Annotated in this window: 12 protein-coding genes and 1 pseudogene; 1 reads left to right on the top strand and 12 read right to left on the bottom strand. The window is 62.7% G+C overall.

Annotation, left to right across the window (positions count from 1 at the left end; genetic code table 11):
* Positions 1–233: 233 nt before the first annotated feature.
* The 12 genes and pseudogenes from IHQ72_RS01430 to puuE form a co-directional block, all read right to left on the bottom strand.
* Positions 234–1,071: pseudogene (locus tag IHQ72_RS01430) on the bottom strand (alkaline phosphatase family protein).
* Between the two features lie 8 nt (positions 1,072–1,079).
* Positions 1,080–2,732: an ABC transporter ATP-binding protein gene (locus tag IHQ72_RS01425; protein WP_258120813.1), complete on the bottom strand. Its 1,653-nt coding sequence runs from the start codon at positions 2,730–2,732 to the stop codon at positions 1,080–1,082.
* Positions 2,732–3,556, bottom strand: coding sequence for an ABC transporter permease (locus IHQ72_RS01420; RefSeq protein ID WP_258120812.1), 825 nt, complete (start codon positions 3,554–3,556; stop codon positions 2,732–2,734). Before IHQ72_RS01420 ends, IHQ72_RS01425 begins: the two co-directional genes overlap by 1 nt.
* An 11-nt stretch (positions 3,557–3,567) precedes the next feature.
* Positions 3,568–4,527 (bottom strand): ABC transporter permease, encoded by a 960-nt coding sequence (locus tag IHQ72_RS01415; RefSeq protein WP_258120811.1) that lies wholly within the window; start codon positions 4,525–4,527, stop codon positions 3,568–3,570.
* Positions 4,528–4,543: 16 nt separating this feature from the next.
* Positions 4,544–6,130, bottom strand: coding sequence for an ABC transporter substrate-binding protein (locus tag IHQ72_RS01410; RefSeq protein WP_258120810.1), 1,587 nt, complete (start codon positions 6,128–6,130; stop codon positions 4,544–4,546).
* Positions 6,131–6,285: 155 nt separating this feature from the next.
* Positions 6,286–8,271 (bottom strand): CocE/NonD family hydrolase, encoded by a 1,986-nt coding sequence (locus IHQ72_RS01405; protein WP_258120809.1) that lies wholly within the window; start codon positions 8,269–8,271, stop codon positions 6,286–6,288.
* A gap of 87 nt (positions 8,272–8,358) precedes the next feature.
* Entirely contained in the window at positions 8,359–8,778 is a 420-nt protein-coding gene (locus IHQ72_RS01400; RefSeq protein ID WP_258120808.1) for a type II toxin-antitoxin system MqsA family antitoxin, read from the bottom strand.
* Between the two features lie 2 nt (positions 8,779–8,780).
* Positions 8,781–9,029 carry a type II toxin-antitoxin system MqsR family toxin gene (locus IHQ72_RS01395; protein ID WP_258120807.1) on the bottom strand — a complete coding sequence of 83 codons (249 nt, stop codon included), beginning with the start codon at positions 9,027–9,029 and terminating at the stop codon, positions 8,781–8,783.
* A 212-nt stretch (positions 9,030–9,241) separates the two neighbouring features.
* Complete coding sequence (locus IHQ72_RS01390) at positions 9,242–9,835, bottom strand: nucleoside deaminase (protein WP_258123699.1); 594 nt, start codon at positions 9,833–9,835, stop codon at positions 9,242–9,244.
* The gene (locus IHQ72_RS01385) at positions 9,835–10,338 is read right to left on the bottom strand and encodes an ureidoglycolate lyase (RefSeq protein WP_258120806.1); all 504 of its coding nucleotides are present in this window, start codon (positions 10,336–10,338) and stop codon (positions 9,835–9,837) included. Before IHQ72_RS01385 ends, IHQ72_RS01390 begins: the two co-directional genes overlap by 1 nt.
* On the bottom strand, positions 10,335–11,183 hold the full coding sequence (locus IHQ72_RS01380) for a bifunctional allantoicase/(S)-ureidoglycine aminohydrolase (RefSeq protein WP_374120325.1): 849 nt from the start codon (positions 11,181–11,183) through the stop codon (positions 10,335–10,337). Before IHQ72_RS01380 ends, IHQ72_RS01385 begins: the two co-directional genes overlap by 4 nt.
* Before the next feature lie 45 nt (positions 11,184–11,228).
* The gene (gene puuE, locus IHQ72_RS01375) at positions 11,229–12,662 is read right to left on the bottom strand and encodes an allantoinase PuuE (RefSeq protein WP_258120804.1); all 1,434 of its coding nucleotides are present in this window, start codon (positions 12,660–12,662) and stop codon (positions 11,229–11,231) included.
* A gap of 168 nt (positions 12,663–12,830) precedes the next feature.
* On the opposite strand from puuE, the gene uraH reads away from it, so the two are divergent.
* Positions 12,831–13,205, top strand: a complete 375-nt coding sequence (gene uraH / locus IHQ72_RS01370; RefSeq protein ID WP_258120803.1) for a hydroxyisourate hydrolase — start codon at positions 12,831–12,833, stop codon at positions 13,203–13,205.
* Position 13,206: the final 1 nt, after the last annotated feature.

The following is a 13,206-nucleotide window of genomic DNA, read 5'->3' as shown; positions in this document are numbered from 1 at the left end:
TCTGTCGCTGATCGGACCAAAAAGGTTCACCGCTATCCGCCCGGAATTCTCTGAAAGCTAGCCGAAGAGCGGCAGCGTTGCCAGAGGCGGTCTTTCCTTCTCCCCTTGTGGGAGAAGGTGTCGCCGAAGGCGACGGATGAGGGGTGTTCGTCCAGCTGGAACACCCCTCATCCGTCTTGCCGCTTCGCGACAATCCACCTTCTCCCACAAGGGGGCGAAGGGAAGACGCGCGCTCAGTCGAGGAACGGCCTGGCCTTCATTGTCGCGGGCACCGGCACGCCGAGTCGCGCAAGCACCGTAGGCGCAAGCTGCAGCTGGTCTAACAGCGTGTCGGCCTCCGGACCTTTGCCCTGTCCGAAATAATACAGCGCAAAATCCTGCATCGCGTCGTCATGACCGCCATGATGGCCGCGATCGGTCTGGCCGTGATCGGCGGTGACGGTCACCTCGTAGCCCGTCCCGCCACCTCGGCAGGAAGCTGGCCAACATGCCGTCCATCGCATAAACGGCGTGGTCCATCTCGTGGCAGTCGTGGCCGAAGCGGTGGCCCATCGAGTCCAGTGTGCAGGTGTGCAGGATGCCGTAGTCGATGCCGTGGCGTCTGATCAGCATCGTCAGCGTCGCGAACAGGTCGACGTCGCTCGGCGTCATCTGGTTTCGGGCATTGTAGCCGGTCATGGTGTGGAACCGGCCATGCGTGATCGGCCCGCCCGGCTCGTCGAATTCCATATCCTCGACCAGATCGAACGGATAGGCCCGAAAGAATTCTGACCAGTAGGAATGGGTGACCGCACCTGTCTTGCCGCCGGCCCTGCTGACCTCGGAGAAGATATCCGGCTGCTCGACGCGGAACCGGTTCTCGTTGGTCAGGATGCCATGCACCTGCGGCGCCACGCCGGTGTGGATCGAGGCATAGCAGCAGGCCGAGGTCGACGGCAGCACGGAACGCATCTTCCAGACGCGCGCTTCGCCCGATTGCACCCACCCCTCGAGGTTGCCCATCAGCCGGCGCCAGTTGCGGTAAGGCACGCCGTCGAGGATGATCAGCAGAAGTTTTGTCTTCAGCGCCACCGGTGTGTCTAATTCCCCGCGCTGGCCATGCGCCGTCCCTTGATGGCCTTTTCCAGCCAGCCGATCTCCATTTCGGGGACTGAGGACAGCAACAGATCGGTATAGGCATCGAAGGGCGGTGCCAGCACCTGGCTCTTCGCGCCGTAGCGCACCACCTCGCCGCGATACATCACCGCGATCGAATCGGCGATCGACTTCACCGTGGCGAGGTCGTGGGTGATGAACAGATAGGCGACGTTTTCCTCCTTCTGCAGCTCGAGCAACAGCTTCAGGATCCCGTTGGCCACCAGCGGGTCGAGCGCCGAGGTCACCTCGTCGCAGATGATCAGCTTCGGCTTGGCGGCGAGCGAGCGGGCGATGCAGACGCGCTGCTTCTGGCCACCGGAAAGCTCGGCCGGGTAGCGGTCGACAAAGCCCTTGCCCATTTCGATCTTGTCGAGCAGCTCGGCAACGCGGGCGTCACGTTGCCTTCCACGGAGACCGAAATAGAACTCGAGCGGCCGGCCGATGATGGTGCCGACGGTCTGACGTGGGTTCATCGCGACATCGGCCATCTGGTAGATCATCTGCAACTGGCGCAGATCCTCTTTCGGCCGATCGGCAAGCCGGTTGGCGAGCGGACGTCCATCGAAGGTGACGGTGCCTTCTTCGGGTGGCAGAAGGCCGGTGATGGCGCGCGCCAGCGTCGACTTGCCCGAACCGGACTCGCCGACCACCGCCAGCGTCTGGCCCGGATAGATGTCGACCGAGACGTTCTTCAACACCTTGATATGGCTGCGGCCATAGGCGGCGGTGATGTTCTTGACCGACAGGAACGGCGTCGTGCCGGGCTTCTGCTCCTGGTGCTCGATCTCATGCACCGAGACGAGCGCATTGGTGTATTCCTGGCGCGGTTCCTTGATGATCTGGCGGGTGCCGCCCCATTCGACCAGCCGGCCATGGCGCAGCACCATGATCTCGTCCGAGACCTGCGCGACGACGGCAAGGTCGTGAGTGATGTAGAGCGCCGCGACATGGGTGTCGCGGATGGCGTCCTTGATCGCCGCCAGCACGTCGATCTGCGTCGTCACGTCGAGCGCCGTGGTCGGCTCGTCGAAGACGATCAGGTCGGGCTCGGAGCACAGCGCCATCGCCGTCATCACACGCTGCAGCTGGCCGCCGGACACCTGGTGCGGAAAGCGCTCGCCGATGCTTTCGGGGTTCGGCAGGCTGAGCTTCTTGAACAGCGCGATGGCGCGTTTTTCGGCCGCGGCCCGCGTCGCCGTGCCATGCAGCAGCGTCGCCTCGACCACTTGGTCCATCAGTCTGTGCGCCGGGTTGAAGGCGGCGGCAGCCGATTGGGCGACATAGCAGACCTCGCGGCCGCGCAGCTTGCGAAAACCCTCCTTGCCGCCCTTGAGGATGTCGCGGCCGTTCAGTATGACCTCGCCGCCGGTGATGCGCACGCCGCCGCGGCCATAGCCCATCGACGCCAGGCCAATGGTCGACTTGCCGGCGCCGGACTCGCCGATCAGGCCGAGCACTTTGCCCTTCTCCAGCGTCAGCGAGACGTCGTGGACCAGCACGATGTTCTTCGGCGCCTCGCCCGGCGGGAACACCGTGGCCTCGATGCGCAGATTACGGATATCGAGCAGCATGGACTTTGCTCGCTGGTCAGCCATTATCCGCGCCCTCCCTTCAGGCTTGTCGTGCGGTTGAGCACCCAGTCGGCGACAAGGTTGACGGAAATCGCCAGCATCGCGATCGCCGCCGCAGGGATGAGTGCCGCCGCTATGCCGAAGACGATGCCGTCCTTGTTTTCCTTGACCATGCCGCCCCAATCGGCGCTAGGCGGCTGCACGCCGAGGCCGAGGAAGGACAGCGTCGACAGGAACAGCACGGCATAGATGAAGCGCAGGCCGAGTTCCGAAACCAGCGGCGACAACGCGTTGGGCAGGATCTCGCGGAAGATGATCCACGCGCTGCCTTCGCCGCGCAGCTTGGCCGCCTCGACGAAATCCATGACGTTGATGTCCACGGCGACCGCCCGCGACAGGCGGTAGACGCGGGTCGAGTCGAGGATACCCATGACCAGGATCAGGGTCACCAGATTGGTTGGCAGCACGGAGAGCACGACGAGGCCCATGATCAGCGTCGGGATCGACATCAGGAGATCGACAAGGCGCGACATCAGCGTGTCGAACCAGCCGCCGAAAACCGCCGCCGAGAAGCCAAGGATGGCGCCGAGTGAGAAGGACAGCGCGGTGGCCAGCACCGCGATGAACAGCGTGACGCGGGCGCCGTAGATCATGCGCGAAAGAAGGTCGCGGCCGAGATTGTCGGTGCCCAGCCAATGTGTCGCCGACATCGGTCCCCAGACGTCGCCGACGATCTCGCCATTGCCATACGGCGCGATCCAGGGGGCGAAGATCGCCGCCAGCACGAACAATGCCGTCAGCACCAGGCCGATCAGCGCCGGGATGGGGATGCGTTTTATGTCGAGCATGCCCGCTCCCCTTATTTCGGATGTCTGAGGCGCGGATTGGCGACGATCGCCGCTATGTCCGCAATGATGTTCAGGCTGATGTAGACAGCGGCGAAGATCAGGCCGACCGCCTGCACCACCGGCACGTCGCGCTTGGTGACGTGGTCGACGAGATATTGGCCCATGCCCGGATAGACGAAGATCACCTCGACCACGACGACGCCGACGATCAGGTAGGCGAGGTTGAGCATGACGACGTTGATGATCGGCGCAATCGCATTGGGAAAGGCATGCCTGCGGATGACGGCGAATGCAGAAAGCCCCTTGAGCTCGGCGGTTTCCACATAAGCCGATTGCATGACGTTCAGGATCGCGGCTCGCGTCATGCGCATCATGTGGGCGAGCACCACCAGCGTCAGTGCTGCCGCCGGCAGCATGATCGCCTGCATGCGTTCGCCGAAAGGCATTCCGTCATAGACCGTCGAGATGCCGGGGAAGATCTGGTATTTCACGGCAAAGAAATAGACGAGCACGTAGCCGATGAAGAATTCGGGAAAGGATGTCGAGGCAAGCGCCAGTCCGGAGATCAGTTTGTCGACCCAGCCATTGCGGTAACGCACCGCAATCAGGCCGAGGATGATCGCCAGCGGCACGGCCACGACCGCCGCCCAGAAGGCGAGGAACAGCGTGTTCCACAACCGCCCCTTGATCGACGTCGCAATATCCTGCCCGCTCGACATCGCGGTGCCGAGATCGCCGGTCACGACGCCGCCGAGCCAGCGGAAATAGCGGATAAAGGCCGGATCGTTGAGGCCGAGCTGCTCGCGCAGATTGGCAAGCGACTCCGGTGTCGCCGACTGTCCGAGAATGGCTTGCGCGACGTCGCCGGGCAGGATCTGGGTGCCGGCGAAGATCAGGACCGAGACGGCCAACAAGAGAAGGATGCCCAGCGCAAGGCGCTGGGCCACCAGTTTCACAATGGGTGAGGACATATCCGCAAGGCCAGGCTCAAGCTTCGAGCCAGCACTTCGCCAGAGCGTAGCCGTTCATCAGTTCCTGATGCGGATCGTCCACCCAGCCGGCGACCTTGGCACCCGTCGCGTCGATGAACTGGTTGAACATCGGCAGGATGAGGCCGCCCTCGTCGCGCACCATGACAGCCATGTCGTGATACATCTGCTTGCGCTTGGTCTCATCGAGCTCGGCGCGCGCCGCCAGCACCATCTTGTCGAAGTCCGGGCGCTTGAAACGCGTATCGTTCCAATCGGCCGTCGACAGATAGGCGGTCGAATACATCTGGTCCTGGGTCGAGCGGCCGCCCCAATAGGAGGCGGAGAAGGGCTGCTTGTTCCAGACCTCGTTCCAGTAACCGTCGCCGGGCTCGCGCTTGAGCTCGATCTTGATGCCGGCCTTGGCCGCGCTCTGCTGGAAGAGCTGGGAGGCGTCGACGGCGCCGGGGAAGGCGACATCCGAGGTCCTGAGCAGCACGGTGCCGTCGTGCCCCGACTTCTTGTAGTGGAACTTGGCCTTGTCGGGGTCGTATTTGCGCTGCTCGATCTCGGTAAACAGCGGATAGGACGCGTTGATCGGGAAGTCGTTGCCGAGCGAACCATAGCCACGCAGGATCTTGTCCAGCATCTCCTCGCGGTCGATCGCCAGCTTCAGCGCCATCCTGAGGTCGTTGTTGTCGAACGGCGCTGTGTTGCAATGCATGATAAACACGTAGTGGCCGGGGCCGGCATGGTTGCGGATGGTGACACCGGGCAGACGCTTGATCAGGTCGACGATCTTCGGCTCGACGCGGTTGATCATGTTGACCTGGCCGCCCTGCAGGGCCGACGTACGCGCCGTGGCGTCGTTGATAACGATGACCTCGACCTGGTCGGCATGGCCCATCTTGTCGCCCTGCCAGTAATTGGCGAAACGCTCGCCGCCATGACGCACGCCAGGCTCGTTGGTGGTGATCTTGTAAGGCCCGGCGCCGATGCCGGCATCGGGCTTGTCCTTGCCGCCGTTGGGCTGGACGATCAGGTGATAGTCGCTGAGCAGATAGGGAAGGTCGGCATTCGCCTCCTTCAGCGTCAGCACCACTTCCTTGCCGCTGGCCTTGATGGTCTCGATGCCCTTCATGTAGCCGAGCGCGCCGGACTTCGACTTCTCGTCGGAATGGCGTTCGAGCGTGGCGGCCACGTCTTCCGCGGTGACCGTCTTGCCGTTGTGGAATTCGACGCCGTCGCGGATCTTCAGCGTCCACACCTTGGCGTCGTCCGATGAGCCGATCTCCTCGGCGATGCGGTTCTCAAGCTTGCCCTCGGGCGAGAGCTCGACGATCATTTCGCCCCAGCATTTGCCGAACGCGAACGGCACTTGCGTCATCATCAGCGCCGGGTCGAGGCTGTTGGTGGATTCGCCGCCGACGAGGCCCGCCTTCAGCGAGCCGCCCTTGACCGGACCCGCGGCGCGCGCTGCACTTGAAAGCAGCGAGTTGGCGAAGGTCGCGGTGACACCGAGCGCTGCCGCCCGGCCGAGAAAATCACGACGACTCAGTTTGCCGGATGCGACGCGCCAGCTAAGGAATTCCAGTTCGTTTGACATGTTGAGTTCCTCACTCTGTTGGTTCGACCTTATGGTCGTTTTTATCGTTTCTTGTGAGGGGAATAATGACCGCAAGGGTGCGCCGTAAGCAAGACCGAATGCGACATGCCGTGGCGTAAATCGTACGTCGCAATTGGACCAATCCGCATAAGCGCTCAAAGCAGTGCGCGCGGGATTTTCTCGTCGAAATTGCGCTCGAAAACCAGTTTCTCGCCTTCATAGGCTTCGATTCTGGCGTTAACCATGAAGTTTTGCGCGTCGGACCGCATCTCGGCTGATGTTACGGTGCGCACCGACCATCCATTTCGCGACAGCGTTTGCGTCCAGTGCGTCTTGCCCGACGCTGACAGCGGATCGTCAGGATGGATCGCCCATGTCTCTCTCGCGATGCTGCCATTGGCGAGGCCATGCTCCAGATCGCGCACCTCGCCGAAATCGTCGACGATGGAAAGCGTGATTTTCCCGGTCTTTTCGTCGCGATCGACACGACGTTCGGAATTGGCAGAGCGGATCGTTTCGGTCGCCCAGGGCGCGGCTGCCTCAGGCGTGGGGAACGTGACTTCATCGCCTTGCGCCAGCGGGCGCAGCGGCAGCATCAGCGTTGCCGTCGCCAGATCGAGCCGGACCGGCTCCGGCGATGGCCAGATCATCGGCCAGTAGGCGTTCGAAACGGCAATACGCAGGCGGTGACCTGCCGGCACGCGATAGGCGCATTGGTCGAGCACGACCCGGGCGGTGACGGTTTCGCCTGGCACCAGCGCTTGCGGGAATTCGTGCGAGTTGCGGTGCGTCAGGTTGAGCACGCCATAGGAGATCAGCTCGGACGCGCCGTCGGGATGCACGTCGCACAGCCGGATGGCGATGTTAGCCTGGCGCCGGTCCGACGAAACCCTGACCAGCACTTCCGGCGCGCCGACAATGTCGATCGCTTCGGTGAGGACCGGCTGGTCGAAGCATACCGACAGCGCATCGTCGGGGCGCTGGTCACCGGGCAGTTCCGGGCCGAAGGTGAAGGGAAAATATTCGCCGCCGGCAAGGCCGCAGCTTTGCGGCGAAGCGACGATGACCGGCTCGCTGCCTTCGGGTATCAGCTCGATTTCCTGCGTCTTGATATCAGGCGACGGCCACACCGGATCCGCGACCCAGCGGCCGGGTCGCTCCGGATGCCAGCGCGCCGGACGGACGCTGTCCATCACATAGGCGCGGTAGGCCGGGTCGGCCTCGACGCCGGTGTCGGTGCCCTTCAGCCAGCGGTCCCACCAGCGCAACGCCTCCTGCAGGAAACCGATGCGCGGTTCAGGTGCCGCATAATGCGGGTATTTATGGATCCACGGGCCGACGATGCCTTTGACCGGCGCCTCGATATTGGCGGCGAGATGGGAAATGGTGTTGCGATAGCCGTCATGCCAGCCGCCGATCGACAGCACGGCGGCTTGGATGGCGGAATAGTCCTCGCAGATAGAGCCGCGCTTCCAATAGGCGTCGCGGTGCTGATGCTTCAGCCACAGCGGCGCCAGGAAGGGCTGGTTCTCCAGCCGGGTCAGCCACAGGTCGCGCCATCTGTTGTCGCCGGCCAGCAGCGGATCCGGTGGCCGCGAGGAGTAGGACAGCATGGTCGAGGCCCAGCCGAAATTCTCGATCAGCAGGCAGCCGCCCTTGTAGTGGATGTCGTCGGCGTAGCGGTCGACGGTCGAGCACAGGCTGATGACAGCCTTCAGCGCCGGCGGCTGCTTGGCTGCCGTCTGCAGGCAATTGAAGCCGCCCCAGGAGATGCCCATCATGCCGACATTGCCGTTGCACCAGGGCTGGGCCGCCGCCCAGGCGATCACATTGCAAGCATCTTGCAATTCCTGCTCGGAATATTCGTCGTCCATCAGCCCTTCGGAATCGCCATTGCCGCGCATGTCGACGCGGATCGATGCGTAGCCGTGGCCGGCGAAATAGGGATGCGTCAGCTGATCGCGAAAGATGGTGCCGTCGCGCTTGCGGTAGGGCAGGTGTTCGAGAATCGCCGGCACCGGATCGTCGGCAGCATCGGCCGGCATCCACAGCCGCGCCGACAGCCGGCAGCCATCCGGCATGACGATGCCCATATCCGGAAATTCGACGACCTTGCGGGGAAATTCAGTGACGGTTTTCATGCGGGGTATAACGCCCCGCAGCGATGTGACTTTCAATCGCCATTCGCGACTGGAGCAGCAAAATATGCGACCTGTCAGGGAGTGGAGCTATCGCAACTCGTCCAGCAGCTCGGGATGTTTCTCCAACAGCGTCATCAGTTGGATGGTTGGGCCACTCGGCTCGATCAGACCTCGTTCGTATTTGTCGAAAGCGTTCTCGCCGACCTTGAACAGGGATCCCGCCTCGCGCTGCGACAGTTTGAGCTTTGTGCGCACGCGACGGATGGTGGCCGGTGCTGGAACGCCGTCGATCTTTTCTTTGAGGATGCGGAGCGCTGCGTCGACGACAGTCATGTCGTCTCCGACATGAACGCCCTCACCTCCCGACGGGGGATAATACCCCGGCAGATCGACGATCATGCTCTCGCCCTTGTAAGTCACAGTGAACGGACGCACTCCACGCGTCAGCGTTTCTCCTGTTTCGGGGGAGATCATGGTATTCGTTTCATTATTTTCTTTCGTCGCCATAGTTACTTTTCCTTGAACGACATGACTGTGAATTCGGTCACCACGTCCGCCTGAAATTTCACGTAGAGAATCAGGTCGCGTGCTGGCACGTGATAGACATCTTGCCAGGCACGATGGTCGGCGAATGTCGTCATCGACTTTACAAACATTTTTCGCGTGATGCCGCCGATCACCTCGACTATACCGGCGCGATCGAAGCCGAGCGCAGCGCATGACCCCGAAAACCGAAATCGGTTTTCGGAAAGGATCATGCGCAAAATCAAAGTGCTACAGCGTCCTTGCGCGTCCTAAAGGACGCGCGGCGCTGTAGTGACATCCCGCAGGGCGGACGTCGTGATTGCCAGCGTGTCGACAGAACCCAACTCGGCCTTGATTGCATCAAGATCGTAAGTGGGTCTGCGTTTCTCCATAACACCGTATGCCACCATAAAGGGGGCGTTTCAAGTGTTGAACTTTGCAGCATTCAACTCAGCGGAATGTCGTTTTCGTCCTTGCTCGCCTGATAGGCGCCGGACAATTCGTCATAGTGTGCGGCGATTTTGCCGATCCGCGTTTCCAGCCGCAGGCGCTCGGTCTCGGGCAGCGACCGCACCAGTCGGCGGATCGAAAAGCTCTTCCAATAGGCGTTCTCGGCATTGTAACCGCCGGGGTCGAGGGTGAAGACTTCTTTCAGGATCTTCAGGTCGTGAGGGATGGCGAAGCTGTCGCGCGAATCCTCATGCGAAAACAGATAGTAGAAATTGTCGAAGCCGGTCCAGGTGATCGCCGACAGGCAGAGAGAGCAGGGTTCATGCGTGGCGAGGAACATCGCGTCCTTGGTGTCGACGCGCTCGGCCTTCGGCATTTCGTAGAAGCGCTTCAGGCAGTGCACCTCGCCATGCCAGAGCGGGTTCTCCGTCTCGTTGTTGGTTTCGGCGAGCACCAGCGAGCGGTCGTCCTTGCGCAGGATCGCCGCGCCGAACAGCTTGTTGCCGTGGGCGACACCTTCGGCCGTCTTCGGCACGATGTCGTGCTCGATGACGTCGAGCAGGCGGTCTATCAGCGAGACGTCGGCCATCATGCGGTCCCATTGGGGAGATCGATCTCGTAAGCGTGCGAGAAATGGCACTCTTCGAGATTGGAGCCGTCGCCGCCGCGGTCGACGACGAGAAAATCCTGGGCCTCGCCGATCGGCGTCAGCACGCCGTGCCACCGATTGCGCGGATAGTTGACGCCTTGCCCGGGCGCGGTGATGAAGGCGTGCGGCTCGCCCGGACCTTCGTCGCCATCATGGCAAACGATGACCAGGAACGGCCGTGGCGACAGCGGGATGAAAGCCTGGCTGCCGATCGGGTGGCGCTCGACCATGGTCAGCTTCAGCGGAAAATCGTAGGGCGTGCCGCGCACCATGGAGATCAGCACGCGTGCATTCGGCCCCTGCGCTTCGACGGTGGCGAGGTCATGGTAGCGTTCCGCTCTGCCGCCATTGATCGGATAATGATTGTCGCCGCCCATATCGATGACGTCGCCGAACTCGGCAAAATTTTCGCGGGTCAGCGGCCGCGCGATGATGCGGGTCATGGCGCGCGTCTCGCGACGCCGGCGCCGCCAAGCTTGGCATGTCGGTTGACGTCCTTGTAGAGCAGGTAGCGGAACTGGCCCGGACCGCCGGCATAGCAGGCCTGCGGACAGAAGGCCCGCAGCCACATATAGTCGCCGGCCTCGACCTCGACCCAGTCCTGGTTGAGGCGATAGACCGCCTTGCCTTCCAGCACATAGAGGCCGTGCTCCATGACGTGGGTTTCGGCGAAGGGGATGACCGCGCCCGGCTCAAGCGTGACGATGGTGACATGCATGTCGTGGCGCATGTCTTCAGGATCGACGAAGCGGGTCGTCGCCCACCGGCCATCGGTGCCGGGCATCGGGCTCGGTGCGACATCTTGTTCGTTGGTGAAGAAGGCTTGCAGCGTATCCATTCCCTCGACAGGTTCGTAGGCTTTTCGGATCCAGTGGAAGCGGACGGCGGCACTGCTCTCGTTGCGAACGGTCCATCCGCTTGCCGGCGGCAGGAAAGCAAACCCGCCCGGCCTAAGCACATGCTTTTTGCCGGCGAGCAAGACGGTCAGCTCGCCCTCGACCACGAACAAGGCGCCCTCGGCGCCGCCATCCGGTTCCGGCCGGTCGCTGCCGCCGCCGGGCGCGACCTCGACGATGTACTGCGAAAACGTCTCGGCAAAGCCGGACAGGGGCCGCGACAGCACCCAGACGCGGGTCTTATCCCAGAATGGCAAGGCGCTGGTGACGATGTCCTGCATCACGCCCCGGGGAATGACGGCATAGGCCTCGGTGAAGACAGCGCGGCCGGTCAGCAGCTCACTCTGGCCAGGGTGGCCGCCCTGCGGCGCGTAATAGGTTCGGTCGGCCATTTTCATCATATCCATCAGTTTAGAGCCTATTGCGGAAGCCAAAGCTTATTGCGGAAGAATGTCCTTGAGGCGAAGCAGCGCGATGCGCTCGACCTGTTTGCAGGCGGTTTCGAATTCAACGTCGTGGCTGTTGCCGATGCGCGCCTCGAACTCCGCCAGGATTTCCGCCTTGGTCTTGCCTTTCACCGCGATGATGAACGGGAAGCCGAAATTGGTGACGTAGGCGCCATTGAGCTTGGAGAACAGCTCGCGCTCCTTGTCGGTCAGCGCGTCGAGCCCGGCGGAAGCCTGTTCCCTCGTCGATTCCGCCGTCAGCCGCTTGGCCTGCGCCAGTTTTCCGGCAAGGTCGGGATGGGCGTTGAGCACGGAGAGCCGCTCGGCCTCGCTCGCCGCGCGAAAGACGCGGCACAGTGCATTGTGCAGGCCGCCAGCGCTGTCATGCGCCGGGCCGAGCTCCAGCCCGTGGGCGCGCTCGGCGATCCACGGCGAATGCTCGAATATGCCGCCGAAAGCCTGGGCGAAGGCCTCGAATTCCATTTTCGATGGGCGCAGCGGTGGCAGCCGGAACGGATGGGTCTCTTGCCAGTGCCTTGCGATGTCGATGCGCCGCGCCAGCCAGACCTTGTCGTGCGATCTGACGTAGTCGACAAAGCGCTTGAGCGCCGCGACCCGACCGGGGCGCCCGACGAGGCGGCAGTGCAGGCCGATATTCATCATGCGCGGCCGTCCTGCCTTGCCCTCGGCATAGAGCGTGTCGAAACTATCCCTGAGATAGGCGAAGAACTGGTCGCCCGAGTTGAAGCCTTGCGGCGTGGCGAAGCGCATGTCGTTGGCGTCGAGCGTATAGGGGATGATGAGCTGCGGCATTATCGACCCGTCCGACCCGTCATGCTCGAACCAGTATGGCAACTCGTCGTCATAGGTGTCCGACACATAGTCGAAGCCACCTTCATCCGCCGCCAGCCGCACGGTGTTGATCGACGTGCGGCCGGTGTACCAGCCGGTCGGCCGTGCCCCGGTCACCTCGTGGTGCAGCTGGATCGCCGCTTCCATGTCGCGGCGCTCGTCCTCCGGCGCATGGTCGCGGTAGTCGATCCATTTCAGCCCGTGCGAGGCGATTTCCCAGCCGGCCTCCTGCATCGCCGCTACCTGGTCGGGCGAACGCGCCAGCGCGGTGGCGACGCCATAGCAGGTGACCGGCACCTCAGCCTCGGTGAACAGGCGCAGCAATCGCCAGAAGCCGGCACGCGCTCCATATTCGTAGATCGATTCCATGTTCCAGTGACGCTGGCCGGGCCAGGGTGCGGCGCCGACGATCTCGGACAGGAATGCCTCCGAAGCCTTGTCGCCATGCAGGACGCAGTTTTCGCCGCCTTCCTCGTAATTGACGACGAACTGCACCGCCACATGCGCCCCGCCGGGCCATTTCGGATCCGGCGGATTGGCGCCGTAGCCGCGCATGTCTCGTTCGTAACGCATTGTCGCTCCTGCCGGATAGTGTGATCAGGATAGTCGAAAGCGCCGCTTGCGCATTCCCCCGAAAATTTTTGAAAGTGTTTTTGCAGCACTCCGCTCGACCGGGACTTATGCATCGCCTTTAATTGGCGCACAATTCGTCAAACATGTTCGACTGTATGGGAGCAGCCAGTGGCGGAAACGTCGAAAGCCGAAGGCGGACGTCTGACGACCCATGTCCTCGACACCGCGACCGGCAAGCCAGCGGCAGGCCTGTCGATCGAGCTTTACCGCATCGATGGCGACATGCGGACGCATCTGAAGACGGCGGTCACCAATGCCGACGGCCGCTGTGACGCGCCGCTGCTTGCCGACGCGGAATTCCGCACCGGCGAATACGAGCTGGTCTTCGCGGCCGGCGACTATCTGCGCCGGCAGGGGTTGAGGCTGCCGGAACCGGCCTTCCTCGACAACGTGCCGATCCGCTTCGGCATGGCCGAGCCGGTGCACTATCATGTGCCGCTGCTCGTCTCGCCCTACGGCTATTCGACCTATCGGGGGAGCTGAG

Source organism: Mesorhizobium onobrychidis, assembly GCF_024707545.1.
Lineage (GTDB): Bacteria > Pseudomonadota > Alphaproteobacteria > Rhizobiales > Rhizobiaceae > Mesorhizobium > Mesorhizobium onobrychidis.
The sequence above is the reverse complement of the archived record's forward strand: the minus strand, read 5'-3'. Positions and strand labels throughout refer to the sequence as shown.

Bases quoted from the DNA above. Each gene is read 5' to 3' on its own strand.
- puuE (WP_258120804.1), bottom strand. From the start codon at position 12,662: ATGCGTTACGAACGAGACATGCGCGGCTACGGCGCCAATCCGCCGGAT.
- IHQ72_RS01425 (WP_258120813.1), bottom strand. From the start codon at position 2,732: ATGGCTGACCAGCGAGCAAAGTCCATGCTGCTCGATATCCGTAATCTG.
- IHQ72_RS01410 (WP_258120810.1), bottom strand. From the start codon at position 6,130: ATGTCAAACGAACTGGAATTCCTTAGCTGGCGCGTCGCATCCGGCAAA.
- IHQ72_RS01395 (WP_258120807.1), bottom strand. From the start codon at position 9,029: ATGATCCTTTCCGAAAACCGATTTCGGTTTTCGGGGTCATGCGCTGCG.
- IHQ72_RS01380 (WP_374120325.1), bottom strand. From the start codon at position 11,183: ATGGCCGACCGAACCTATTACGCGCCGCAGGGCGGCCACCCTGGCCAG.
- IHQ72_RS01405 (WP_258120809.1), bottom strand. From the start codon at position 8,271: ATGAAAACCGTCACTGAATTTCCCCGCAAGGTCGTCGAATTTCCGGAT.
- IHQ72_RS01400 (WP_258120808.1), bottom strand. From the start codon at position 8,778: ATGGCGACGAAAGAAAATAATGAAACGAATACCATGATCTCCCCCGAA.
- IHQ72_RS01385 (WP_258120806.1), bottom strand. From the start codon at position 10,338: ATGACCCGCATCATCGCGCGGCCGCTGACCCGCGAAAATTTTGCCGAG.
- IHQ72_RS01420 (WP_258120812.1), bottom strand. From the start codon at position 3,556: ATGCTCGACATAAAACGCATCCCCATCCCGGCGCTGATCGGCCTGGTG.
- IHQ72_RS01390 (WP_258123699.1), bottom strand. From the start codon at position 9,835: ATGGCCGACGTCTCGCTGATAGACCGCCTGCTCGACGTCATCGAGCAC.
- IHQ72_RS01415 (WP_258120811.1), bottom strand. From the start codon at position 4,527: ATGTCCTCACCCATTGTGAAACTGGTGGCCCAGCGCCTTGCGCTGGGC.